This window comes from Aquicella lusitana (assembly GCF_902459475.1).
Classification (GTDB): Bacteria; Pseudomonadota; Gammaproteobacteria; order DSM-16500; family DSM-16500; genus Aquicella; species Aquicella lusitana.
The window spans coordinates 301,701-325,709 of the sequence record NZ_LR699114.1; the positions used below are offsets into that span (position 1 = coordinate 301,701).

At 46.5% G+C, this 24,009-nt stretch carries 20 protein-coding genes, 1 tRNA gene and 2 pseudogenes; 11 read left to right on the forward strand and 12 right to left on the reverse strand.

Going from position 1 to position 24,009, the window contains the following annotated elements:
- Positions 1-63 precede the first annotated feature (63 nt).
- The 4 genes and pseudogenes from AQUSIP_RS01390 to AQUSIP_RS12595 all read left to right on the forward strand — a co-directional run.
- Positions 64-756, forward strand: a complete 693-nt coding sequence (locus AQUSIP_RS01390) for a DUF3800 domain-containing protein (RefSeq protein WP_114835504.1) — start codon at positions 64-66, stop codon at positions 754-756.
- Positions 756-1,205 (forward strand): hypothetical protein, encoded by a 450-nt coding sequence (locus AQUSIP_RS01395; protein WP_114835505.1) that lies wholly within the window; start codon positions 756-758, stop codon positions 1,203-1,205. Before AQUSIP_RS01390 ends, AQUSIP_RS01395 begins: the two co-directional genes overlap by 1 nt.
- A gap of 234 nt (positions 1,206-1,439) precedes the next feature.
- Positions 1,440-2,615: pseudogene (locus AQUSIP_RS01400) on the forward strand (ISL3 family transposase).
- A 29-nt stretch (positions 2,616-2,644) separates the two neighbouring features.
- A pseudogene (locus tag AQUSIP_RS12595) lies at positions 2,645-2,725 on the forward strand (transposase); the annotation flags it as partial.
- A gap of 61 nt (positions 2,726-2,786) precedes the next feature.
- Here AQUSIP_RS12595 and AQUSIP_RS01410 read toward each other — a convergent pair.
- The 8 genes from AQUSIP_RS01410 to rpsU form a co-directional block, all read right to left on the reverse strand.
- Positions 2,787-2,860: transfer RNA gene (locus AQUSIP_RS01410), tRNA-Ile, on the reverse strand.
- Between the two features lie 86 nt (positions 2,861-2,946).
- The gene (locus AQUSIP_RS01415) at positions 2,947-4,683 is read right to left on the reverse strand and encodes a trehalase family glycosidase (RefSeq protein ID WP_114834932.1); all 1,737 of its coding nucleotides are present in this window, start codon (positions 4,681-4,683) and stop codon (positions 2,947-2,949) included.
- A 76-nt stretch (positions 4,684-4,759) separates the two neighbouring features.
- On the reverse strand, positions 4,760-6,688 hold the full coding sequence (locus tag AQUSIP_RS12315; RefSeq protein ID WP_170131852.1) for a DUF2207 domain-containing protein: 1,929 nt from the start codon (positions 6,686-6,688) through the stop codon (positions 4,760-4,762).
- 17 nt (positions 6,689-6,705) lie between these two features.
- Positions 6,706-7,260: a LemA family protein gene (locus tag AQUSIP_RS01425; RefSeq protein ID WP_197737806.1), complete on the reverse strand. Its 555-nt coding sequence runs from the start codon at positions 7,258-7,260 to the stop codon at positions 6,706-6,708.
- A gap of 97 nt (positions 7,261-7,357) precedes the next feature.
- Positions 7,358-9,220, reverse strand: a complete 1,863-nt coding sequence (gene rpoD, locus AQUSIP_RS01430; protein WP_114834931.1) for an RNA polymerase sigma factor RpoD — start codon at positions 9,218-9,220, stop codon at positions 7,358-7,360.
- Between the two features lie 126 nt (positions 9,221-9,346).
- A complete protein-coding gene (gene dnaG, locus AQUSIP_RS01435; RefSeq protein ID WP_114834930.1) occupies positions 9,347-11,122 on the reverse strand; it encodes a DNA primase in 1,776 nt (591 codons plus the stop codon).
- A gap of 259 nt (positions 11,123-11,381) precedes the next feature.
- The gene (locus AQUSIP_RS01440; RefSeq protein ID WP_114834929.1) at positions 11,382-11,828 is read right to left on the reverse strand and encodes a GatB/YqeY domain-containing protein; all 447 of its coding nucleotides are present in this window, start codon (positions 11,826-11,828) and stop codon (positions 11,382-11,384) included.
- A 127-nt stretch (positions 11,829-11,955) separates the two neighbouring features.
- Positions 11,956-12,204: a 30S ribosomal protein S21 gene (rpsU, locus tag AQUSIP_RS01445; RefSeq protein WP_114834928.1), complete on the reverse strand. Its 249-nt coding sequence runs from the start codon at positions 12,202-12,204 to the stop codon at positions 11,956-11,958.
- Positions 12,205-12,450: 246 nt separating this feature from the next.
- Between rpsU and AQUSIP_RS01450 the strand changes: the two genes are divergently transcribed.
- Genes AQUSIP_RS01450 through AQUSIP_RS01460 form a run of 3 tightly spaced genes read left to right on the forward strand, consistent with a single transcriptional unit; the run spans position 12,451 to position 15,443 of the window.
- The gene (locus tag AQUSIP_RS01450) at positions 12,451-13,386 is read left to right on the forward strand and encodes an isocyanide synthase family protein (RefSeq protein ID WP_114834927.1); all 936 of its coding nucleotides are present in this window, start codon (positions 12,451-12,453) and stop codon (positions 13,384-13,386) included.
- A gap of 8 nt (positions 13,387-13,394) precedes the next feature.
- The gene (locus AQUSIP_RS01455) at positions 13,395-14,213 is read left to right on the forward strand and encodes a TauD/TfdA dioxygenase family protein (protein WP_170131851.1); all 819 of its coding nucleotides are present in this window, start codon (positions 13,395-13,397) and stop codon (positions 14,211-14,213) included.
- Positions 14,214-14,225: 12 nt separating this feature from the next.
- A complete protein-coding gene (locus AQUSIP_RS01460) occupies positions 14,226-15,443 on the forward strand; it encodes a cytochrome P450 (protein WP_114834925.1) in 1,218 nt (405 codons plus the stop codon).
- Here the strand turns inward: AQUSIP_RS01460 and AQUSIP_RS01465 are convergent.
- Positions 15,431-16,303, reverse strand: coding sequence for a LysR family transcriptional regulator (locus AQUSIP_RS01465; protein WP_170131850.1), 873 nt, complete (start codon positions 16,301-16,303; stop codon positions 15,431-15,433). The two genes, AQUSIP_RS01460 and AQUSIP_RS01465, sit on opposite strands and share 13 nt — an antisense overlap.
- A 90-nt stretch (positions 16,304-16,393) precedes the next feature.
- On the opposite strand from AQUSIP_RS01465, the gene tsaD reads away from it, so the two are divergent.
- A complete protein-coding gene (gene tsaD, locus AQUSIP_RS01470; RefSeq protein WP_114834923.1) occupies positions 16,394-17,407 on the forward strand; it encodes a tRNA (adenosine(37)-N6)-threonylcarbamoyltransferase complex transferase subunit TsaD in 1,014 nt (337 codons plus the stop codon).
- 111 nt (positions 17,408-17,518) lie between these two features.
- Here the strand turns inward: tsaD and AQUSIP_RS01475 are convergent, their stop codons facing one another.
- Complete coding sequence (locus AQUSIP_RS01475; RefSeq protein ID WP_114834922.1) at positions 17,519-18,445, reverse strand: F-box protein; 927 nt, start codon at positions 18,443-18,445, stop codon at positions 17,519-17,521.
- Positions 18,446-18,632: 187 nt separating this feature from the next.
- Positions 18,633-19,283 (reverse strand): glycerol-3-phosphate 1-O-acyltransferase PlsY, encoded by a 651-nt coding sequence (gene plsY / locus AQUSIP_RS01480; RefSeq protein ID WP_232058612.1) that lies wholly within the window; start codon positions 19,281-19,283, stop codon positions 18,633-18,635.
- Positions 19,284-19,395: 112 nt separating this feature from the next.
- Here plsY and orn point away from each other — a divergent pair, with 112 nt between their 5' ends.
- The gene (gene orn / locus AQUSIP_RS01485; protein WP_114834920.1) at positions 19,396-19,953 is read left to right on the forward strand and encodes an oligoribonuclease; all 558 of its coding nucleotides are present in this window, start codon (positions 19,396-19,398) and stop codon (positions 19,951-19,953) included.
- Here orn and queG read toward each other — a convergent pair.
- On the reverse strand, positions 19,931-21,007 hold the full coding sequence (gene queG / locus AQUSIP_RS01490; RefSeq protein WP_114834919.1) for a tRNA epoxyqueuosine(34) reductase QueG: 1,077 nt from the start codon (positions 21,005-21,007) through the stop codon (positions 19,931-19,933). The genes orn and queG overlap by 23 nt on opposite strands.
- 241 nt (positions 21,008-21,248) lie before the next feature.
- Here queG and AQUSIP_RS01495 point away from each other — a divergent pair, with 241 nt between their 5' ends.
- Complete coding sequence (locus tag AQUSIP_RS01495; protein WP_114834918.1) at positions 21,249-22,442, forward strand: amino acid permease; 1,194 nt, start codon at positions 21,249-21,251, stop codon at positions 22,440-22,442.
- Positions 22,443-22,793: 351 nt separating this feature from the next.
- Positions 22,794-24,002, forward strand: coding sequence for an amino acid permease (locus AQUSIP_RS01500; RefSeq protein ID WP_114834917.1), 1,209 nt, complete (start codon positions 22,794-22,796; stop codon positions 24,000-24,002).
- Positions 24,003-24,009: the final 7 nt, after the last annotated feature.

The window sequence follows — 24,009 nt, forward strand, 5'->3', positions numbered from 1 at the left end:
GGGAAGGTCTAATCCAAGAATAGATTCAAGAATTGTTATTTGCTTTAAAGCATGGAGTTGGTAATGGATTTCGAAGTTTATTGTGATGAAAGCCGTCAAGACCTTATAGCGCAGAAAAAAATTGGGCAGTACTTTATGATCGGAAGCCTCTGGCTGCCAGCAAATGTCAGAGAGGATGTTAAAGCTGGTATTGCACAATTACGTCAAAAGCATTCTGTCTGGGGTGAAATAAAGTGGAGCAAAATCTCACCTTCTAAGAAGGATTTTTATCTTGGGCTTATTGATCTGTTTATTTCTTACCAAGACAAATTGCGGTTTAGATGCATTGCGATTGAATCTAGTAAAGTGGATTTAGGTTGGCATAATCACGATAAAGAGCTAGGTTTTTACAAATTTTATTATCAGTTGTTGCATCACTGGATTTTGGATTTAAATACATACACAATTTTCTGCGACACAAAAACTAATCGTGATCCTTCAAGGCTCAAAGTATTGTCGGAATGCTTGTCTAGTGCCAATCTCACGGCAAAGATTAACTTTATACAAGCATTACCTTCTCATCAGGTTGCATTGATACAGTTCACGGATTTTTTGCTAGGCATAGTAAGTGCCAAAATGAATGATGGAACGAACAGCCAAGCTAAACTTGAAGTTATTACGCACCTTGAGCAAGAATTGCACCACAAATTGCGGCCGACTGTTCAACGCGAAGAAAAATTTAATATTTTCAAAATTAGGTTAGAAGGGGGGTGGTAATGTCGATGCCTGCCCTGACTATCTATGCCACAGTTGCAGAGTATAAGCAGCATTATGAAAAGCATTATTGCCAAGAGAAAATACTCACTTTTGATGGGATCAGGGTATATTTTCGCCAGTCGAAATTTGGTCATGTATTCTATGAGTCATCGGCTAAGGATGGCAAGAAAGATCAATTTTCAAAAATTCGTGCTGAGCGAATTGGTTGGATAAGAGCGACTCTTGAAAATCCTAAAGCGGAACTTTATCAGGGATGGAATAAAGACGGAAAGGTATACGATAGCACTCGACGAGTAAGCATTGTGTATGGGGATTTCATTGTAGTTATCAGGATGAATAAAACCGATTCGCAAGGGAAACCCTTAACCGCAGATTTTGTGACGGCATATGTTGCTAATAAAGGTAGTATTAAAAAGATTAAGGGTTCGCCGAAATGGATCAAAATCTAGGGGAATGGGCGGTCGCTGATTTGCTATGCTGGCTCGGCGACCGAAGCCTCTGTACGTTCCAAGCCGATAGGCAAAGAACCATATTTGAATTATAGCGCATCTTTGATTGATTTGAACAGTTCTATCTTTCCTACTATAGTCCTACTAAAACTGGCTCTACCCCAAATAAGGGGGCATTTTAATCGTAAATAACATACCTTACTTGTTGAATGGACAAGGAAAAGGAGATTAAAAATGCCCCAAAAGGATATTATCCTAAGTTTACCCGGCTTTACCATCAAAAATGTCAGTGGTCATAACCCGATAATTATTGATGTTCCTTATCGAAACAAACCATGATGCCCAGCTTGTAATGGCAGGAACGTGCGCAAGAAGGCTAGCTTCATTCGGCGTGTTCGTCATGAGCCGATAGGGCATAGACAAACAGTGTTGCGCTTTAAAGCTTATAAACTCTATTGCCATACCTGCCAGCGTTACTTTAACCAGCAGTTCCCTGGTATCAATAAGTATCAGCGAGCAACAGAACGCCTGCATAATCACCTTTATCATCGACACACGGAAGGTGTTTCGCAACAGTCTCTCGCTCGTGACTTTAAAATGGGTAAAGCAACCATTGAGCGCTGGTACCATCAGCAATATGTGCTTGCTCACAAAGAAATTGATGTTCGACACTGTCCAACAGTGCTTGGCATTGATGAGCATTTCTTTAGTAAAAAACAGGGTTATGCCACCACGTTTTGTAATCTCAGAAAACATAAAATATTCGACATCGTTAAAGGTCGATCGGCAAAAGATTTGGCAAGCTATTTAGATCGACTACCCGGAAAAGATCGCGTAAAAGTCGTCTGTATTGACTTAAGTAGCACATATCGAAGTATCGTGCATCAGTATTTCCCTAATGCCAAAATCGTTGCTGATCGCTTCCATGTGATTCGACTCATGCACCATATGTGTATGCAGACTTATCAGGAAATTGATCCCAAAATGAAAAATAAACGAGGGTTATTAGCAGCACTCAGAACTAACCCAGACAATCTCACTTCAGACAGATTGAAAAAGCGTGATCAGTATTTAAATGAGCATCCTGCAACTGCTGCCATATACCATTTTAAACGGCGCTTGCATCGATTGTTAATGAAAAAAACAGTGTTCAAAAGTCGTTGCCAGCGGCTAATTCCAGTATTTTTAAAAATGGTTACAGCATTGAAACAGAGTCCATTTAAACGATTAGTAACGCTTGGCAAAACACTTTATCAATGGCGTGAGGAGGTGGTACGTATGTGGCGATTCACAAAGAACAATGGAATAACGGAAGGCTTCCATCGGAAGATGAAATTAATACAGCGACGAGCATATGGGTTTCGGAACTTTGAAAACTATCGGTTACGTGTTAGGGTGCTGTGTTCGTAAATGGTGTGCCCCCTGAAATGGGAAAGACCCTGAAATTAATACAGCGACGAGCATATGGGTTTCGGAACTTTGAAAACTATCGGTTACGTGTTAGGGTGCTGTGTTCGTAAATGGTGTGCCCCCTGAAATGGGAAAGACCCCGAGAAACACTCGAACCTCTTGATTCAACACTGGGCCCACTAGGACTTGAACCTAGGACCAAGGGATTATGAGTCCCCTGCTCTGACCAACTGAGCTATGGGCCCGTGAAGGAACTTGGAGGTGGGAAGTATACACGGGAGAAAATGGCTTTGTCACTATTCCCGGTGATGCGCCCTAAGGGCAGTGGCATTTATTGCGCAGGAACGGGTTTATTCGTCGTGTCAGCGGCGAGGCGGATCTCTTTCTGTACAGTTTTATCCGGCACGAGGCCGAGCTCAGTTTGGGCGAAGTCACGTGGCAATTGGCGTAACAGTGCAAGAAACGTACCGTTTGTCCAGCCGAAGCCGATGACATTTACTTTGTAGCCTACTTTGATTTGCGTTTGTGACGAACCTGAAATCACATTGTATTTTTCCCAGATGGTCTGATCCCGTGCAAAATTATGCAGTACCATGGAGAGAAACTTGGAAGAGATGCGATTGGCATGCTGCTTGTAGCCGTACTGGTATAAGCCTTCAACGGTAATCAGCTGAAGGGGCGCCCAGCCATAAGGATAGTCCCATTGCACGCCTGACTCATGCAGGCTGGTCACGACGCCGCCGGACTTCTCAAATAGCGTCAGGTTAGCCGTGAGTTTGGCCGCCTGGTCGCGCGAGGCAAGTCCTGCCCACAGCGGGTAAAAAGCAGAGGCGTAGGCATCGCTTGACTGGCGTTTAAGACGTGCATTGTAGTCATAATAAAGACCCTGCTTATCATTCCACAGATAACGGTTTATCAGCTTGCGCCTTTGGCAAGCGCGTTTGCGCCATATTTTTGCTTGTTGCTTCCTGCCAAGTTGTTTGCTCATCCACGCCAGGTCTTTTTCGGCTTTGTAAAGCAGGCTGTTCAAGTCAACCGGTGCATAATCCAGCGTGTCAGCGCCAAAAGGGCCGAAGCGGAACGAAATATCGAAACCCGATTCACGCATGGCGCGGTCGCCTTGATAAAAGCGGGCATTGAGTGTGACGGCTTTCTTTTTGCAATGCCGATTTTGTTTTTTGCCGGGCGGACAATGCATGACAATATGTTTTTTTGTGTCTGCGCGCGAAACATATTCAAGATAATTTTTACCAACGTGTGGATGATGTAAAAAATAGCGGATGACATCTTCATAATACGTCACCATCGTGTCGTCCAGTTCAGGTACCGGGCCCTGACCGAAATCATAAAAGCGCGACAATCCTGTGTTGCCAGCGAGATGCGGTGAACGTGTCCATAAATTATAATCTCTGACTGCATAGCCATAGGCTTTTTTCAGCCACGCCAGATTCGCGCGGTGGTGTTTTTTTTCAGCTTCATACAGTGCGCGAATCATGGATGTTAGAAAGGGCAACTGACTGCGGGTGAGATAATACGTCCTGTTGCCATTTAACACGCTGCCGTAATGCTCAATCTCGAAAAAAAAGTTCTCGATCATGTTGTGCGCGAGGTCGAATTTTTTATCTTCCAGCAACCCGCGAATGATGAAATAACTGTCCCAGCCATACATTTCATTAAACATGCCGCCAGGGACGACATAGGGGTGCGGCAGGTAAAGCAATCCAGCAGGTTGGATGTTGTTAGCATCGATTTCGCCGAGTTGCGTAATTTTACGAGGAAGGCGCTTCAGGGTCAGCGAACAACGTTTTTGTAAATCCTGTATAGGCCGGGTGAGCGGGAAATCAGCCGGGATATAAAGGATCGAATGCATGTGCGTTTTGGGGTCTGTAAAGGTATGGCAATCCTCAATAGACCGTTTCAGTTCGCTCCATCCATTCGAAATATAATCCAGAATATGATAAGGGTTGCTTGCCTTATAAAGCTGGGCATTATTTTCAGCACAAACCCATGCGGGCAGGCAGAGCGCCACCAGCAACAGTATGATTGAAATAATGCCGTTTCGTTTCATCACACAGGTTATAAGAAGAAGTCAGTCCTCATTGTGTCAGACTTTTTTGCAAAGTTCGATGATGAAATAACGGTTTTTACCACCCGCCGCCACCACCGCCGCCGCCACCGCCGCCCGAAGAACCGCCGCCACCGCTTGCGGAAGAAGAGGAAGAGATGGATGAAGTCGCAAGCGCGCTGCTCAAGCCGCTGTTTAAAAAGACAGGCAGCGTGGCAGCTGTTGTCCCTGTCCACACATCGCCTGAATACCACTGTGGCCGATATGTTTGAGGATCCCTGCCTGCCTGAACAAGCAGATGGTTAAATTTTTCACCCCATTCATTTTCAACATTGAGTGCAATGGCATAGGGTAGGTATTTTTCAAATTGTTCCGGCGTTTGTTCTGGCGGCGTGAATTGTTCAAGCCGATAACGCTCCGTCGTGGATAAAAAGCGTTTGAATCCTTCGATCTGATCCATGAGCTTGCGTCCAGCTGGAGTAGGCGCTTTGAGCAGGCGAAAAAAAACAATATTAGCGATGACAATGATGAGTAATAGCAAGAGTAGGCTGATTGGGAGCACGCGTGAAAACATAATAAGCCCTGCTATTTCACCGCCAAAAAAAGGAATCGCGAATAACGTAGCCAAGCTGGCGGAGAAGATATAGCGGAACGAAGGCATGTAATAAGCGTGCTGAATCCCCCGCCATGCCATCAGAAAAAGCATGGTGCAGGCAAAGGTCCAGATACTTAGCCAGATCACAGCAAAAAGCGCCGCAGCATGATCATGCGAGGCGCCAACTGCTGCGAAAAAAGCAAGCAGAGTCAGGACCAGTCCGGGTAGAAGATAAGAAGTGTTTGTAATGAAGTACTGATCTGCACACGTTTTTTTTAAGGTTGTTTTAAAATCCTTTTTGGCTTGATTAATCACTGAAGCGTTACTTGATTGAAGCTGAAAAGAAGATTTTGTCTCAAAGAACCGGCGGCCAAGGACGGATTCTTCAGGAGAGAGGAGATTATCCTCGTCTGTTTTAGTTAACACAAAGGTATCATCTTTATTTTGAATAGTGAGATACCCTTTGGTTGCCATGCTGAGCAGCGCAGCAGTCAGTGCCTTGGTGTCATAACCCATGCGGCGAATATAGCGGAGAACGGCAGGTGTAAGGTTTTCTGGCGGTTCAAAAAGCGGGATGATTGTCCCCGGACGCAGGTCCCGTCCCACCATATACCAGACAATGAAATAATAAACCAACAGAATCAGTCCAATTTCAATGGCAATCCATCCGCCACGATTGACATATAGCTGGTTTTTTAACTGTGTTCCTATACCCGGGTGGTGAATAATGCCTTTAGGCCAGGCGACGGCAATGGTCAGGCCATCACCCGGCATCAGGGGACGAGTGGTTGCGAAAGAAATGCGGTTATCAGCGAGGGAGCGCGTGAAAAAATCGCTCCCTTTTTCCCCTTTTTTGCCTGTATAACCGGCAAAATTTTGAATAATGGCGCCTTCAGGAAGCGTGATATCTGCTTCGGCTTTAACGATGGGGAAGTCCCAATTATTGCCGGTGATATTCCAATAAAGTTCGTCTGCATCTTTCAATGCGTTTACTGCATAATCCACATGATACTGGATGGTAAAAACATAAATACCAGGCGAGAGCGTGACATCTTTTTCGCCGATATAAATGGCAAGCTGGTTGTCGGTGCGTTGTGTGTGATAGAGCGCGGGCTGGTTGTTAACCAGTATTTGTCTCAGTTGATAATCAGGACTGCGTGAGATGCCATAGCTGTCAGTGTAATGAGTAGGTAACCAACGCACCAAGCCGTGAATAATTTTTTTTTGATCGGCCTGCGCTGAAACAATTTCAGTGACATCAATGGAAGCATCTTTGTTGACGACGATGCTGCTATAAAAATTTAAAATCCGCTCTGACTGGCTTTCAAGCGCAAAGCTGTTTGCGTAAAAAAACAGACCAAACAGACCAAACAGAACAAAGGGAACTAACCATCCAATTTTTTTTTGTACCATCTCTTTTCTCGCGGATATTAGGGGAATTTCACTGTGGGAACTTCGCGTTCTTTTGCCTCTTCAATTTCAAAAAACGCGGCTGGCCGGAATCCAAAACTTTGCGCGACCAGGTTGCTGGGAAACGACTCGATCGTAATATTCAAATCACGCACTGTGCCGTTGTAATAACGACGGGCCAATTGAATCTGGTTTTCGATGGCGGCAAGCGACTGTTGCAGCTCGATAAAATTCTGGCTTGCTTTTAAGTCAGGATAATTCTCGGCTAGCGCAAATAATTGCCGGAGCGCGCCTGTCAGCATATTTTCGTTTTGGGCACGCTCCTGCACATTCTGCGAGGTAAGGCATTGCGTGCGCAACGCAGTGATTTGTTCGAGCACACCGCGTTCGTGGCCCATGTAGCCTTTGACGGTTTCAATCAGATTGGGAATGAGGTCTGCGCGCTGGTTAAGTTGCACGTCAATGCCGCTCCAGCCTTCTTTAGTGAGATTGAGCAGCCGGATGAGACGGTTATAGACATAGATGATGTAAAGAACAACGAGCGCGATGACAACAAGCAGAATGGTCATAATCATAATGCCTCCTCATGAAGCACCAATCGTCTACGGTTTTTTTTTGGCGGTCATACCAGCGAAAGCGCTGGTATGACCGCAATCGATGTTGGAAACACGATTACTCTTGTTCTTCCAGGAAGCTGCGCAATTGCTCGGCGCGGGAAGGGTGACGCAGTTTGCGCAAGGCTTTTGCTTCGATCTGACGAATACGCTCGCGGGTGACATCAAATTGTTTGCCCACTTCTTCCAGTGTATGGTCCGTATTCATGTTGATACCGAAGCGCATACGCAACACTTTTGCTTCGCGCGGCGTCAGTGATCCCAATACTTTTTGCACGGCTTCTGACAAGCCGAAATTGGTCGCTGCATCGATGGGCGACATGGTATTCATGTCTTCGATAAAATCACCCAGATGCGAATCTTCATCATCGCCAATCGGTGTCTCCATGGAGATGGGTTCCTTGGCGATTTTAAGGATCTTGCGGATTTTATCTTCCGGTATGTTCATTCGGCGGCTTAATTCTTCCGGCGTCGGTTCCTGGCCGGTTTCCTGCAGCAGCTGACGCGAGATACGGTTCAGTTTGTTGATGGTTTCGATCATGTGCACCGGGATACGGATGGTTCGTGCCTGGTCGGCAATGGAACGGGTGATAGCCTGACGTATCCACCAGGTAGCATAGGTAGAGAATTTATAACCGCGCTGATACTCGAATTTATCGACTGCCTTCATCAGGCCAATGTTGCCTTCCTGAATCAGGTCGAGAAATTGTAGACCGCGATTGGTGTATTTCTTCGCGATCGAGATAACGAGTCGGAGATTGGCTTCGACCATTTCTTTTTTCGCGCGACGCGCTTTGGCTTCACCGATGGAAAGACGGCGATTGACTTCCTTGATTTCAGCGATAGTCATGCGCATCTGTTCTTCGAGTGTAATCAGTTTCTTCTGTGCGCGCTGAATATCGGGCACGAATTTTTCCATATCACTGAAATAACTTTTACCTTCGTGCTGATGAATCCAGTCTATATTCGTTTCGTTATTGATAAATGAGCTGATAAACGCTTTGCGCGGGAGTTTGCCTTTGTTAACGCACAGATCCATGATCGCGCGTTCCTGTGAGCGAATTTCATCCAGCATACTGCGCATTTTTCTGGACAGCTTATTAAACTGACGCGGCGATAATTTAATGTCCATGAAATATTTGGCTAATTCATCGCGTTTTGCGATGCATTTCTTATGCTTCTGGCCGTGTTTTTTTTCTGCCGCAATGGTCTCCTGATAGAGTTTGCGCAGGCCTTCAAACCGTTCTCTGGCCACTTCTGGATCAAGACCGGCTTCATCATCAAATGGATCGGCAGCGCCTTCGCCTTCTTCTTCTTCATCTTCGGATTCTGCTGCTATTTTGGCAGGTGCGGCGGATTCTTTTTCTTCATCGCCATCTTCGCCTTCAAGGTTAGGCTCGATATAGCCGCTAATGACATCACTTAATCGTAATTCACCCTTTTCAACCCGGTCATAATCACCCAGCACTTCTGCAATCATTTGAGGCTGATAGGCAAGCGTCGTCAACATCTGATTGACGCCTTCCTCGATGCGTTTGGCGATAGCGATTTCACCTTCGCGGGAGAGCAGCTCAACGCGACCCATTTCACGCATGTACATGCGCACCGGGTCCGTGGTCCGGCCTAATTCGCCGTCTACAACAGCGAGAGCATTTGCCACTTCTTCCGCTGCGGACTCATCTTCAGCTGCTTCATTTTCTGTAAGCAGCAGTTCTTCCATTTCGGGCGCTTCTTCAGAGACACGGATACCCATGTCATTGATCATGCTGATAATATCTTCGATCTGTTCAGAGTCGGTAATATCAGCAGGCAAATGGTCATTGACCTCGGCATAAGTCAGGTAACCCTGCTCTTTACCGCGGTTAATCAATTCTTTAAGACGTGATTTCTGGGATTCTTTCTGCGAATCTTGTTGATCCATAAATAGCAACCTGTAGTCTGGGTGACAAATTAATTATAAATCAATCTGGGTAACCTATCATTATCTACCATTTTGTCAAAAAAGTCATTTATCTTGATCAAAATGGCCTTCGGCAAAATGAAGTAATTATATGCTAAGTATAGTCTTTTTTTTAGCTATCCAGGCTGAAAGTTCAACTTTTTCTTCTTCAGACAACCCTTCACGGGTTGCTTTGGCCAAAAGACGGTTAATTTCCTCATCGAAAGCGAGCATAGCGATTTGCCGCATAGTCCCTAAAAACTCGCTTTCAATGCCGTTATCGGGAATCATATGCTCAAAATGAGCCATTTTCATGATAAATGTTTCTTCTTTTTGGCCCCGCCAATATTCAATCAAGGCACCTGTGGTAACTATATTGGGTCTATTTTGAACAATTTCAAGCAGGCGGCTTAAAAAAGAATAACCGGGTAGCTGCGCTGTCGGCAAGGGTGTCTGGACCAGGCTCGCAAGACGCGGATATTGCACCAGGAGCGCAATAGCCAATTTAACGGGGACAGGCATTTTTGTTTTAGCCTGTGCTGGTTGAAGCGGGTGTGCTGGGGTCTCGGCATTAATGGTAGGCACGGAGGCTGTTCGATGAGTGTCTTTAATTTGTTGTTTTAATGAATAGATGTCGATGCGTGCCTGTTTACTTAGCTCCTCCGTCATCATTTCCTGAAAAATGCCCGAAGGAAGCTGTTTGATATAATCCAAGGCCTGTGCTGCCAGCCGGGCACGTCCTTCCATGGTGCTCATATCACTTTGCCGGCTCAATGTCTGAAAGAAGAAAGCAGAAAGTGAAGGGGCATCCTGCAGGCGCTTTTCAAAAGCCGTTTTGCCCTCTTTTCGAACCAGACTGTCTGGGTCTTCGCCTTCTGGTAAAAAGAGAAAGCGTACTTGCAGATTGTCATGCATCAGCGGAAAAATCACTTGCAGTGCTCGCCAGGCGGCGCCGCGTCCTGCTTCATCGCCGTCAAAACAGAAGATGATTTCAGCCGTGTAACGAAAGAGCCGCTCCAGATGATGGGTACTGGTTGCGGTTCCAAGGGTTGCGACTGCATAAGGGAGGCCATGCTGAAACAGGGCAATGACATCCATGTAACCTTCTACCACCATTACCCGCTCCAATTTTCGGTTAGCCTTGAGCGCTTGGTATAAGCCATATAATTCGTGGCCTTTTTGAAAAAGGGGGGTTTCCGGCGAATTCAGGTATTTGGGCTCACCCTGATCGAGAATGCGTCCGCCAAATCCAATCACACGGCCGCGATAATCATGGATGGGGAACATAATTCGGTCGCGAAAGCGGTCATAATATCCCCCTTCATTTTTTTTAATAACGAGGCCGGTTTCAAGCAGCCTTTTTTTGTCTGCTTCAGTTTTGCCGAAGGTATCCAGGACATGGCTCCAGCCGGGCAGGGCATAACCCAGACTGAATTGCCGCGCAATTGCGCCGGAAATGCCGCGTTGTTTGAGATACTGAATGGCGCGTTTTGACTGCCGCATTTGATCATAATAATAAGCGGCCGCTTCTTTCATCAGTTCATAAAGAGCGGGCAGGGAATCATCTTTTTTAAAAGTGGCAGAACGGGGAACTTCCATGCCCGTATGCCGGGCAAGCGCTTCGATGGCTTCTGGAAAGCTCAGGCGCTCATGCTGCATCATGAAATCAATTGCATTGCCGTGTGCCCCGCAACCAAAACAATAATAAAACTGCTTGGGCTGGCTGACGGAGAATGAAGCGCTTTTTTCATTATGAAAAGGGCAGCGCGCGAAGTAATTGCTCCCGGATTTTTTGCGTAAGGGCACTTGCACGTTGATAAGATCAACGAGATCGATTTTGGCAAGGAGCAATTCAATAAATTCCCGGGGGATAATGTCAGTCATGTTAACTACTCAAGATGCCTCAAATGCTATTGCGCCCTTCCTCACCGCGAAAGCCACTGTTTATCTACCTGTACTAAAATACCATTAAGTCTGTCATCCCGCACTTGTAGACTGTCATCCCGCAACAAGTGCGGGGTGACAAAGTCGCTAGTGCGGGATGATAGGGAGAAGGCTGATAGGAAGTGGTGGCGGTTACTTTGTGCTTATGCCCACACATTGCCTGGTAAAAGCGCAGAGCGTGAGCATCCAGGTATGGCAACTACCCAGCCAGCTTTTCTTTTACCTTGGCGCTAACAAGGGTCATGTCTGCTTTGCCTTGCAGCTTGCCTTTGAGAAGGCCCATGACTTTGCCCATATCTTTGGCTGAAGTGGCGCCGGATTCCTGTATGGCTGCGGAGACTGCCTGTTCAATTTCAGTTTCACTTAATTGAGCTGGTAGATAGGACTGAATAACCTTAATCTCTTCCGCTTCTTTTTGCGCCAGATCAGGTCGGTTACCAGCTTCATATTGACTGATGGAATCACGGCGCTGTTTGATCATTTTGTTCAGCGTCGCAAGAATCTGTTCGTCGCTTAGCGTGATGCGCTCATCTACTTCGCGCTGCTTTAAGGCTGCAAGAATAAGCCGAATCGTAGACAGGCGTTCTTTTTCCTGGCTGCGCATGGCGGTTTTCATGTCTTCAAGAATTTTGTCCTTGATTGTCATAGCATTCTCCTTACAGCAATGTAGATATTGAGGGGCTTGCAAAACAAGCTGCCCCGGTTTTCCGGGGCACGATTCATACGATTATTCAACTATTCCAGGAATAGTTGAATAGCAGGGATTGGCTTGATTAAGCAGCTTCTTTCTTGCCGGTGCCAATAGGCTGACGATCACGTTCCATCGCCATATGTTCACGCAGGATTTTTTTCTGGTAACGTTTAACGGCGGCTGCCTTTTTACGCTTACGTTTCCAGGTGGGTTTTTCATAAAACTCATGGCGTCTTAAATCGGCGAGAATGCCGGCTTTTTCGCAAAGCCGCTTGAAGCGGCGCAGGCTTAATTCGAAATTTTCATTGTCTCTTACACGTACTGTTGGCATAGCGCAGGCTTTTTCCTAAATTAATTTAACAATAAGAGGGCCAATTCTAATGCCAGCGCCTAAGAAATGCAAAGGGTGTCTGCGTCGAATCAGTGGTTTCATTTTTAAAGTAGGACCAAAAGCAGGTAAATGCCATTCAAGGCGCTGATGATAGGTTCTGCCTATTATAATGATATAAAATATATATTTTTATTATAATTTTCATGGGGCTATATTCTTCTGACAACAGGGCAGGAGAATATAGCCATGACGTTCTATTCCAATCAGACAAGGATTGCAGAAGCCATCATGCAGCTGCTCGCGCGCCATCACCGCGGTCTGGCGAGCGAAAGCGGCCAGCAGGCAGCGGCTCTGCATTGTTTTAAGCCGCATTGGGACCGAATCCTGCGAGCCCTTCAAGTCGGTCAGCCCATCCAATTTGTGCTGCCGGCTTTTCCTGCCAAATCGCCGAATCTGGATAAAACAGCGGGGGTACTGCCCGACTTGGGTGAGCGCCTGGCACTTCGGTTTTTGGATCAGCTCTGCCAAAAGATCAGTGCCCTTTATTCGCCCGGTGCGCAGATTTTGATTTGCTCGGATGGGCGTGTCTTTAATGACCTCGTTAATGTGACGGACAAGGCGGTGGATGCCTATGCAGAAGGTATACGGTGCATTCTCCGCGAAGATTTGCTGGTTTCACTCACGACTTTTGCGCTGGATGATTATTTCGGCGCGATTCCCTATGCTGTCATGCGTGAAAAATTGGTGAAGGATTACGGCGAAACCCTTCCGCTCATCAAGGAGCGCGTTAAAACAGATGGAGCTGCGAAAGCGCTATTCAATGGTATCCATCGCTTTATTTATGAAGACCAGCTGGTTTCATACCATGCGATGTCTAAAAACCAGGTGAAGAACCTGACGAAAGAAATTGCTTACAGCGTGATCCAGCGCAGTAATGCCTGGAGCCGTTTTGTTGAAAAATGTTTTCCAGACGCTGTACGGCTTTCCATCCATCCACAACCTTTTGGTTCAGAAAAACTCGGCATCATGCTGCTGAAAAGTAAAGATGTGTGGGCAACGCCATGGCACCGTGTTGTGCTCTATGATGGCAGGGAGCATTTGCTTGTCCGTAAAAAAGAAGCAGAAACATTAGGTGCGAAGCCAGTGTTTGTCCATGACCAGTTCAGCCACTATGCTTTATGAGGAAGATCATGACAAGCACGCTTAGCCTAAATGCGCTTACTGAAAGAAAATGTCATATTCAAATGCTTGAGCCGTTTGGCCTTGAAATCATAGCCAATGACCGTCCTGATTTCACGATGCTGGTTGACAGCAAGATATTAAAAACCCTGGTGAAGCAATTCCGCATTGTTGTGCTGCGAGGCTTTGCGCCAGTCGGCAAAGATTCACTGGTGCAATATGCAAAAACAATAGGACCTCTGCTTGAATGGGAGTTCGGAAATGTCATGGAAATGCATGCGCAAGAAATGCCAAAAAACTATCTCTTTACCCATGGGCGCGTGCCTTTTCACTGGGATGGCGCTTTTTACCGGGAACCGCGCTATTTACTGTTTCATTGCATTGAAGCGCCGCTTGCTGATTGCGGCGGTGAAACGATTTTTTCGGATACACATCAGATCTGGCTGCGTGCAGATGAAAATGAAAAATCGACGTGGGCCAACATAAAAATAACATACAAAACCGAGAAGCTCGCTCACTATGGCGGCTGCATTACTGTGCCGCTGGTACAAGCGCATCCCGACACGCAGGAAACTATATTGCGATTTGCTGAACCCGTGCCGCCTCACATGCTCAATCCAGTAGAAGTCCGGTTGGAAGAAACTGACGGAGATCAGTCCTATCAATTTATACACCGCATGGCAGAACGCTGTTATCGCCCGGAAAATTGTTATATCCATACCTGGCAGCAGAATGATTTTCTTATCGCGGATAATTTTGCTCTCATTCATGCGCGCCGTGCATTCAGAGCGTTTTCGCCGAGACATTTGCGGCGCATTCAAGTTTTGTAGCTGGAGAATTTTATGCAACAACCTTCTTTGCTTGATATCAAAATCAGCCACAGTCCCGCGGCTTTCGCAACATTTCTACGGGAGCAAGGCGATATTTTCTGGTGGGAACGCGGCAAATTCTGGGTCATTACTTCACATGAATATGCAAAACAAATCCTGACGAGCACGGATTTTACCTGTGATCGTACCCCATTTTTTATTTCCCGCATGCCCAATCTTGATCTCGGTTTAATACAGGATTTTTTTGGCGTTGTCGGTAAAATGATGGTTATGAGCGATGCGCCGCTGCATACGGCGCGAAGACGAATCTGCTATGACGGTTTTACGACACAGACGCTTGCGAATTTGCATCCGCTGATTGAAAAGACAATAGACAGACAGTTGTCACAGTGCCTGCAAAAAGGCCATATCGAATTAGTGGAAGACTTGGCGAAAATGATTCCTTCCACCATTCTCGCAGATTTTTTTCATATTCCTGAAGAAGAGCGCAGCACTTTTTATGAGTGGTCGAATAACATGACGCAGTTTTTTGGCGGCGCTTCGCAGTACCGAAACGAAGACGGCATAGAAGTGAATCACAGCGCGCGAAGCCTGCGTGATTATTTTGTCACGCTGGTCGAGAAGCGCAGGGCGAAACCGGAAAGCGATTTTTTAAGCATTCTGATAAAAAACCAACAGGCTTTTGGCCTTACCGATGATGAAATCATTTCGCAAGCCATTATGATGCTGGTCGCAGGCCAGGTGACGACAACCGACCAGCTTTGTAATAACCTTTATACTTTAATGACGGCACCGCATGCACTGGAAACATTACAGGCGGGTGATGTTGATATGGAAACGGCACTCGATGAATTAAACCGTCTGGATCCGGCTGTAACATTTATTTTCCGTGTTACCAAAAATGACACGTTCATTGGACATCAACCCGTGCGCGCCGGGGACGTGATTTTTATTTCGACACATGCGGTGAATCGCGATTCGCGCGTATTCGATCAGCCGGATGACTGTGTGCTGGCACGCCCGAACAATAAGCAATTGAGCTATGGTTTTGGCAGTCATTATTGCATTGGCGCAAAGCTCGCACGACTTGAAATGCAAAATTGCTTCACACAGTTGCTGAAGCGCCTGCCGGGATTGCACCTCCTGGCGCAGGATCCGCCAAAGCGCAAGCATCATAGTTTGGCATTTTCAGGTTTTGAGCGGCTGCCGCTGGGTTTTCATAAGCCCTGACAGCTTTTGAAAGCTGCTTTGACGGCATTGGTAATCGCCTGAATGGCTTTCACATCCCGGTTTTCGCCGCGATATAACAGACAGATTTCATCTTGATAGAAAGGCGCTTTGGGTATGCTGATCAGGTTTCTGGCCCGTGCAACATTGCCGGGCAGAATGCCAATGCCGCAGCCGCTTTGGGTTAAATCCGCAATGACTTCCAGGTTATTAGTGGAAATGATGCGTTTATAAGCGATGCCATCACGCTTCAGTTTTTTTAGAATGGACTGCGTCTGGCTCATGTCAGGATCACACAAGAGTACGGCTTCCCCTGAGTGCAAATCCTGAATTTTGCGTTCACTACGGCCTCGCCAGAGTTGAATGCGGTCATTGTCCAGATGCTTGATGATTAAATCCGGGTGCCTGACCGGATTGACGACAATGCCAATATCAATTTGCAATCGAATGACTTGTTCCGTAATTTTTCGAGAATGGTCATGCTGTAGCTTGATTTCGAGACGTGGATTGTTCTCCAGTAAATCACCTAGAAAACGAGGCAGTGAATGCAAGGCAACCGAGCTGTGGCAGCCGATCGTAAAGCATCCCTGAATCTGATGTACTGAAGCAAGTGTCTGCGATTTGATCGTATCCCAGTGCTGCAGCAACTGGCGGGTATGCGCCAGCAGCTGCCGGCCCGCCTGTGTCAGCGATACGCCGCGCTTATGGCGGGTGAGAAGGGAGGTGCCAACGGATTTTTCCAATCGCTGGATCGCAAGCGAGAGAGAAGGCTGGCTGATGGCGAGCGATTCGGCGGCGCGCGACAGATTTTGCAGTCTCGCGACTTCCAGAAAATAGGTCAAGTCGGCAGGGGATGGGATCATAACGCGCACTCCTGAAATTTTGTCGTGTACAGAGGTAAAATGCGCTAAAATGCGCACAAAATTGACGTTGCAGCTCAGGGTAAACATAACATGCTGGTATTAGGTATTGAAACATCATGCGATGAAACAGGCATAGCGATTTATGATGCTGATCGCGGCCTCATTGCGCATACTGTTTATAGCCAGACAGACGTTCATGCCCAGTTTGGCGGCGTGGTACCGGAACTTGCCTCGCGTGATCATGTGCGCAAGCTAATTCCGCTGATCGAAGAAGCACTCGGCAAGGCAGCGCTGACCATCAATGATGTTCAGGGGATAGCTTATACCAAGGGGCCTGGATTGGTGGGCGCGCTGCTAGCAGGCGCCATGCTCGGCCGCGCGCTTGGATTTGCGCTCGGCATACCGACGATAGGTGTGCATCACCTGGAAGGCCATCTGCTGGCGCCTTTTCTTGAGCCTAACCCGCCGTCCTTTCCTTTTCTCGCTTTGCTCATTTCTGGTGGGCACACGGAGCTGGTGAAAGTGGAAGGTTTGGGGCGTTACCAGATCATTGGCGATACGCTGGATGATGCGGTGGGCGAAGCGTTCGATAAAACAGGCAAACTGTTGGGGCTGGGTTATCCAGGCGGCGCGGCGCTTGCAAAACTGGCTGAGCAGGGCCAGGCTGGCCGTTTTCATTTTCCACGTCCAATGGTCGATCGGCCGGGTCTTGATTTCAGTTTCAGTGGATTAAAAACCTTCGCCTTGAATACAGTTCAGCAGCATGGCCAGGATGACCAGACCCGTGCGGATATTGCGCTTGCTTTTCAGTATGCGGTGGTAGAAACATTGATGATTAAGTGCCGCCGCGCACTGCAGGCGACAGGGTTGCAGCGGCTGGTAGTAGCGGGCGGCGTAGGCGCCAATCAAGCACTGCGTCAGGCACTCGCCGAGATGTGTGAAAAGCGTCAGGTTTCACTTTATTTTCCGCGACTGGAATTCTGCACTGATAACGGCGCGATGATTGCCTATGTGGGCTGTCAGCGTTTGCTTGCGGGTGAACGGGAAGAGCTGGGCGTTGAAGTCTATCCCCGCTGGCCGCTTGATCGTTTGAGGTCTGCTTAATACAGGAATGGTAGGATAATCGCAGGCCAATGGTTATTTAATCTAAGCCGGATTGGCATGCTATTAACGCCGGCGAACAAGACTGTCGGCGTTAATATTGCCCTTGTTATTTTAAGAAAAGTTTTTGATTGGCTTCTCTTCCTTGCTCATATTTTTGGCTAACTGAATATTTTTAAACAGCAGTTTAATACAATCTTGTATTAGCCCGTACACATTCTTTTGTTCTTTGGAAAGAGTGGATTTAGCCTGAGCAAGACGAGCAGTGTTAGGAGCACATAGGGTTTCCAATTGTGTTTCTAGAAAAGTAAGAAAATTACGTACGCTATTTGCATTGTCTTCCAAATCTTGCGGACGGTTTTTTGCTATTGCTGTTTGAAAATTCTTAAAGTCTATCGCAGTCAATGGCGTGTAAATATCTTCGTTGACAGGGAAGCAATGCTTGTCAAATGCTTCTAATCTGTGCGTAGTATGGCTATAGCGTTCAAATTCCAATTTGTGCATTATTGTGAGATAGCACATGATTTGATATAGCTGCACGATGGATTTTTCGATACTTTCGACAGAATTGATGTCCATGTCTTGCTTGTTCAAGCAAGCTTGCATATGAGAAGCGATGTATTTTAATTGCTGGATGGCTTCGCCGGGGCTATTAATCGAATGAACAGCTTGAGTGATAAAAAAGTCCTCGACAGCAAGGGCAAAGGCCAGTTTCATTTCTGTTTTTTTATGTCGAATAATATCATTGCTTGCACGATAAAAAAGTTTATTGACCAATTTGGTAGAGTAAAGATCGGTAAGATCAAGAAAGGATAAAATAACCCTGATAATTTCAATCGGGGTCTTTTGAAGCAATGGAGAGGTTTCCTTTGCTTTGTCATATTGAAAGCCAATATTAATGACTTTCATTTCAACACCATTCGCTGAATTAGCTTCTTCTACTTCGGGTTCGGAGCCAAGCGGATTATTATTTGTTGGTTTTTCGCTGTCAGGCGTTTTCTTTTTTGTGAAGCGATCAAAAAAGTTTGAATTGCGTTGCATAAAATTACCTCGGTGTGTGTTATGCGTTATAAATATTGGGTAAAAGTTTATCAGGGAAATATTAATCAAATATTAACCCTTCGCCTAATTACCGGCTACTGTCAGGCTGGCAGGACTTGCCTCGCGCGAATTTATTTCTGAAGGATCATCTGGGAAGCGGGCTGCTAACTGGATGAAAAAATTATAATTAAACGGTATGCCGCTGGCCTATTTTGCTTTCTTTTCCGGCAAAGAGGTTAGCAATGTTGCTTCGATGGCGATAGACCAGCATCAGGCTCATCAATGCGATGATGGCGGGAAAAATCAGGCTGGGCATAAAAAACCAGGCATAGAGGGGGGCGAGCAGTGAAGCCACGAGTGAAGCGAGTGAAGAATAACGGAAGAGAAAAGCCACGATCAACCAGGTGGCTATCCAGCTAAATCCCAAAGGAAGCGAAAGGGCAAGCAGGCTGCCAAGCAAGGTTGCGACGCCCTTGCCGCCTTCGAAGCGAAAGAAAATGGGAAATAAATGCCCAACAAAGGCAGCAAAGGCCACCAGTGCAAGACCTAAGGGGGGTAATGCTAATGCCTTGGCGGCAAGAACAGGAATAACGCCTTTTAGCATGTCGCCAAAAAGAGTAATAATAGCCGCTTTTTTGCCGCCGATACGGAGCACATTGGTGGCGCCGGGATTACGCGAACCTTGTGTGCGCGGATCCGGTAATCTCATTAATTTACAGACAATGATGGCGCTTGAGATTGAACCAAAAAGATAAGCGACCCCAATCGCAATCATGATTTCTACTGCCAGCATGTCATCATCTCGGTAAAAAAGTGGGGTTACTCTACACGAAGGCATACGGGTATGCCAACTGCTCCGCCACGGATTGACAGATTGCATTAGGAGAAAATGGTATGTAAGGGAAGGAGCGTGTACTATCATCATCAGCAACAAGATAGGAATTTTTTTCATGTCAGCCAACGCGAATAACCTCATCTGGATCGACCTTGAAATGACCGGCTTGGAACCGGAAAAGGACCGGATCATTGAAATCGCCACGATTGTGACGGATTCGGACTTGAATATTCTGGCGGAAGGGCCGGTTTTTGCCATTCACCAGTCGAATGAACTGTTGGCCAGCATGGACGACTGGAATACGCGGCAGCATACTTCCTCGGGACTCGTGGATCGTGTTCAGGCAAGCAAAGTGAGCGAACGGGAAGCGGAAGCTGCGACGCTTGCATTTTTGCAACAATATGTGCCGCCAGGAAAATCGCCAATATGTGGGAATAGCGTCTGGCAGGACAGGCGTTTTTTAACCCGCTATATGCCGGAACTGGACGGCTATTTTCATTACCGGATGATTGATGTGAGTACGTTAAAAGAATTGGCTCTGCGCTGGGCGCCGCGAATTTATAACGGTCTGCAAAAAGAATCTCGCCATCTGGCACTGGATGATATTCGCGAATCGATAGAAGAGCTACGGTATTATCGCCGAACTTTATTTAATCCTGCAGTGTTGGAGTAAGTTCCTTCCTGTTCTTTGCAAGCTGTCTTGCCAATGCCCATTCTATATGCTCTCTCACCATGGCAGAAACATGCTCCATCCTTTCCCGCAGCGCCTGTACGATAGTAGGATCAAAAGGCGCATTGCCTAGTGCGACGGCAATGTTGCGTAGCCAACATTCATAGCCTATTCGCCGGATCGCTGATCCTTCGGTTTTATGCATAAACTCGGCTTCTGTCCACGTGAAGAGGTCGAGTAATGGGGGTGCCTGCAGATCATGTCGCGGATGGAAATCAGCTTCACGCGTGGTTTTGGCAAATTTGTTCCAGGGACAGACCAGCTGGCAATCATCACAGCCATAGATACGATTGCCAATGAGGGGGCGTAATTCGATAGGAATGGATTCGCGCAATTCAATCGTGAGATAGGAAATGCAGCGTCGTGCATCCAGCTGGTAAGGGCCAATAATCGCTTGTGTTGGACAAATCTTAAGACAGGCCGTGCAAGAGCCGCAATGGCTCTTTTCCACAGGTTGATCAATAATTAGGGGAAGATCGGTGTAAATTTCACCCAGAAAAAACCATGAGCCTGCTTTTGAGTTGATCAAGTTAGTATGCTTGCCAATCCAGCCTAAACCGGCTTTTTCAGCAATGGGTTTTTCAAGCACCGGAGCGCTGTCGCAAAAAACCCGATAACCTAATTGTCCGGCTGCTTCATTCATTTTTTTAGCAAGTTTTTCAAGCCGCTTGCGCATGAGACGGTGATAATCGCGTCCCAACGCATAGCGTGAGATATAACCTTTCTTGGCATCATTCAGTACGGTCATGATCGAGGTATCGGGCGGTAAATAATCCATCCGTACGGAAATAATACGCACTGTTTGAGGCAACAATTCTGCCGGGCGTGAGCGTTTTAACCCGTGTTTTTCCATGTAATCCATCTTGCCGTGCAAGCCCTTTGCAAGCCAGTTCAGGAACCGGTCTTCATAGGTGGAAAGGTCGGCATCGGTTATGCCGACCTGTTGAAACCCGAGCGCCAGGCCCCACTGTTTGATATGGTGAGAGAGTTGTTGCATATTTTAACAATCGGCTTATACTGGATGGATTGAAAACAAGTATACTGCAATATGCCCATGCGCCATAGTCACTCAAACCATGTGAAAGCCCGCATGCTTCTTCCTGAAGACGCATATTTTTCCTATTCCTTTCGATTTTACGCCTGCGCCAGCAGGTAATTACTCACTCATCACATACATTTTTTAATTCATATCCAAATCAAAAATCAGTAATGTAGTTAAACATTGCAGGAGAAGTTCTATGGATTTCAAATTAGTGGGTAGTATTTTACTTATTGTGGGCACATCGATTGGTGCCGGTATGCTCGCGTTGCCCATTGCTACAGCGCAGCTTGGATTTTTGGGTTCTTTGATATTACTGTTTGGTTGCTGGTTTATTATGACAATGGGAGCGCTTTTGCTGCTGGAAGTGAATCTATGGATGCCCATGAACAGCAATCTCATCACGATGGCAAGAGCAACCATTGGACCCGTGGGCCAAATCATTTCCTGGATCACGTATCTGTTATTGTTGTACTCACTTCTTTGCGCTTACATCGCCGGGGGCAGTGATCTCTTTCACAATCTGTTAATGGTACGCGCAATCGATATTCCACATTGGGCTTCTTCTATTATTTTTACTGTTATTTTTGGCTCTGTGGTTTTCATGGGTATCCGCTCGGTGGATTACGTCAATCGCGGATTGATGTTCGTCAAATTTGGCGCTTACTTTTTATTAGTCATTTTGCTGATTCCTTTTATTTCTTCTGTGAAACTGATGGCTGGGGAAATACATAATGTGACATCAGCTACGGCGATTACTGTCACCATTACCTCGTTTGGTTACGCAGCCATCGTGCCCAGCTTGCGCGTCTATTTTGCTGGCGATATCAAAAAGCTTAAAAAAGCCATTTTAATTGGTAGTCTTATTCCCCTGCTCTGTTATATCGCCTGGGATGCAGCGATCATGGGTGTCATTCCACTTGCTGGTGAAAACGGTCTCATGGCTATTCTGCAATCCAAAACGTCAACCAGTGATTTGGTGAATACGCTGAGTGCCACGGCATCCAGCAACTCTGTGACATTTTTTACCAAACTGTTTACGTCTATTTGCGTACTGACTTCTTTTCTGGGCGTGGCACTTTGCCTGGCGGATTTTCTTGCGGATGGATTTCAGGTTGAGAAAAAAGGCGTCAATAATCTTTTTGTTCATGTAGTGACATTTCTTCCACCGCTTGTCATCGTGTTATTTTATCCCAGTGCTTTTATTTCTGCGCTTGAATATGCAGGGATTTATTGCATCATTCTGCTCATCCTGCTGCCTGCCTGGATGGCGTGGCGTGGACGCTATCGCAAGCGCATTGCTAACGGTTATCGTGTTCCAGGCGGTAAGGCACTGCTTGCTGTATTGATTATATTTTCATTGGTGTTAATTGCGCGCGGTGTGACAGGATAGAATCCAAGAATGGTTTTATCCTGAGAGCGTTTTTTGCTTGAAGGATCTCCAACTACACAAAAGGGGATCCTTCGTGCGCTCAGGATGGCAACATTGCCGGCGGGGAGAGGCTGCAAAATGATCTGCTTGACCGCTTTCTGCGATTTCTATACGATCATTAGCCTTATGAAAAAATTCTATCATGCTCATTCTGTTTTATCTTGCCATGCAGCCGCGGTGAGTAGCGTATGCGTCGTTGTTGTCGTGGTGCCCGGCCGGGCCCTATAACTCCTCCTTCATTTTTCTAAAATCCATTAATTAAAAAAACCGAGACAAACTCGATTCTAATAATGACGCATACAGGTAAATTTTATGAATTCTAGAATGTTAGGGGGTGTGTTACTGGTTGTAGGAACAACCATTGGTGCCGGCATGCTCGCGCTGCCCGTTGCGACCGCACAATTGGGGTTTTGGGGGTCGTTACTTTTACTACTCAGCTGTTGGGCTGTGATGACTGCCTGTGCCTTCCTTTTTCTCGAAGTAAACTTGTGGCTGCCTTCCCATACCAACTTCATCTCCATGACAGGTGCAACACTCGGTAAGACAGGACAGGCTGTTGCCTGGGTCGTTTATTTATTATTGCTCTATTCCATTTTGTCTGCCTATATCGCAGGCGGCGGCGATCTGTTTCACTACCTGCTTGCCGCAAGCGGTATCACTATTCCGCTTGCGCTGGCATCTATTCTATTTACCAGCTTGCTGGGCTTCGTTGTGTATTTTGGCATTCGCTGGGTAGATTATGTCAACCGCTGCTTGATGTTCGGCAAGCTGGGGGCTTTTATTCTGCTGGTCATGCTGATTTTTCCTTTTGTTTCGATGGCGAACCTCGATGCAGGCAGCATGAAGTATGTGACTTCGCCTACGAGCATGATGGTCACTACTACCGCTTTCACCTGCCTCATGATTATTCCCAGTTTGCGAGCTTATCTGGGTGATGATGTTCGGGTGCTGCGTAAAGTCATTTTCATTGGCATGTTAATTCCCCTCCTTTGCTATATCGCCTGGGATGCGGCGATCATGGGCGTAATCCCGCTCGAGGGACAGATGGGGTTAAAGCAGATGTTGCATTCTTCCAGTTCTAATAGTGACCTTGTGGTGGCTTTAACCTCTCTTTTGCAAAAAGACAAAGTGACTGTGCTTGCCCGGTTTTTTACTTCCATTTGCATGGCCACTTCATTTTTGAGCATTTCACTTTGCCTTTCTGATTTTTTATCAGATGGTCTGCGCATAAGCAAACAAGGTATCAGCAGGGTGCTGATTTACGCCATGACTTTTCTGCCTCCTGTCATGGTCGTACTGCTTTACCCGGATGCTTTTATACGCGGTCTCAGTTATGCAGGTATCTGCTGTTTTATTCTCATGATACTTTTTCCCCCGCTGATGGTCTGGCGCGGACGCTATCATTTGGCTTTAACGAAGGCACAGGCAGACTATCAGGTTGGGGGTGGAAAATTTTTGCTAGCACTTCTCTTAATATTTGCTACCCTGATGATAGGTTTTGGCTTTGAGGGTACTGTTTAATTCAAAA

Coding starts and splice junctions, on each gene's coding strand:
- AQUSIP_RS01390 (WP_114835504.1), top strand. CDS start 64: ATGGATTTCGAAGTTTATTGTGATGAAAGCCGTCAAGACCTTATAGCG.
- AQUSIP_RS01395 (WP_114835505.1), top strand. CDS start 756: ATGTCGATGCCTGCCCTGACTATCTATGCCACAGTTGCAGAGTATAAG.
- AQUSIP_RS01415 (WP_114834932.1), bottom strand. CDS start 4,683: ATGAAACGAAACGGCATTATTTCAATCATACTGTTGCTGGTGGCGCTC.
- AQUSIP_RS12315 (WP_170131852.1), bottom strand. CDS start 6,688: ATGGTACAAAAAAAAATTGGATGGTTAGTTCCCTTTGTTCTGTTTGGT.
- AQUSIP_RS01425 (WP_197737806.1), bottom strand. CDS start 7,260: ATGATTATGACCATTCTGCTTGTTGTCATCGCGCTCGTTGTTCTTTAC.
- rpoD (WP_114834931.1), bottom strand. CDS start 9,220: ATGGATCAACAAGATTCGCAGAAAGAATCCCAGAAATCACGTCTTAAA.
- dnaG (WP_114834930.1), bottom strand. CDS start 11,122: ATGACTGACATTATCCCCCGGGAATTTATTGAATTGCTCCTTGCCAAA.
- AQUSIP_RS01440 (WP_114834929.1), bottom strand. CDS start 11,828: ATGACAATCAAGGACAAAATTCTTGAAGACATGAAAACCGCCATGCGC.
- rpsU (WP_114834928.1), bottom strand. CDS start 12,204: ATGCCAACAGTACGTGTAAGAGACAATGAAAATTTCGAATTAAGCCTG.
- AQUSIP_RS01450 (WP_114834927.1), top strand. CDS start 12,451: ATGACGTTCTATTCCAATCAGACAAGGATTGCAGAAGCCATCATGCAG.
- AQUSIP_RS01455 (WP_170131851.1), top strand. CDS start 13,395: ATGACAAGCACGCTTAGCCTAAATGCGCTTACTGAAAGAAAATGTCAT.
- AQUSIP_RS01460 (WP_114834925.1), top strand. CDS start 14,226: ATGCAACAACCTTCTTTGCTTGATATCAAAATCAGCCACAGTCCCGCG.
- AQUSIP_RS01465 (WP_170131850.1), bottom strand. CDS start 16,303: ATGATCCCATCCCCTGCCGACTTGACCTATTTTCTGGAAGTCGCGAGA.
- tsaD (WP_114834923.1), top strand. CDS start 16,394: ATGCTGGTATTAGGTATTGAAACATCATGCGATGAAACAGGCATAGCG.
- AQUSIP_RS01475 (WP_114834922.1), bottom strand. CDS start 18,445: ATGCAACGCAATTCAAACTTTTTTGATCGCTTCACAAAAAAGAAAACG.
- plsY (WP_232058612.1), bottom strand. CDS start 19,283: ATGCCTTCGTGTAGAGTAACCCCACTTTTTTACCGAGATGATGACATG.
- orn (WP_114834920.1), top strand. CDS start 19,396: ATGTCAGCCAACGCGAATAACCTCATCTGGATCGACCTTGAAATGACC.
- queG (WP_114834919.1), bottom strand. CDS start 21,007: ATGCAACAACTCTCTCACCATATCAAACAGTGGGGCCTGGCGCTCGGG.
- AQUSIP_RS01495 (WP_114834918.1), top strand. CDS start 21,249: ATGGATTTCAAATTAGTGGGTAGTATTTTACTTATTGTGGGCACATCG.
- AQUSIP_RS01500 (WP_114834917.1), top strand. CDS start 22,794: ATGAATTCTAGAATGTTAGGGGGTGTGTTACTGGTTGTAGGAACAACC.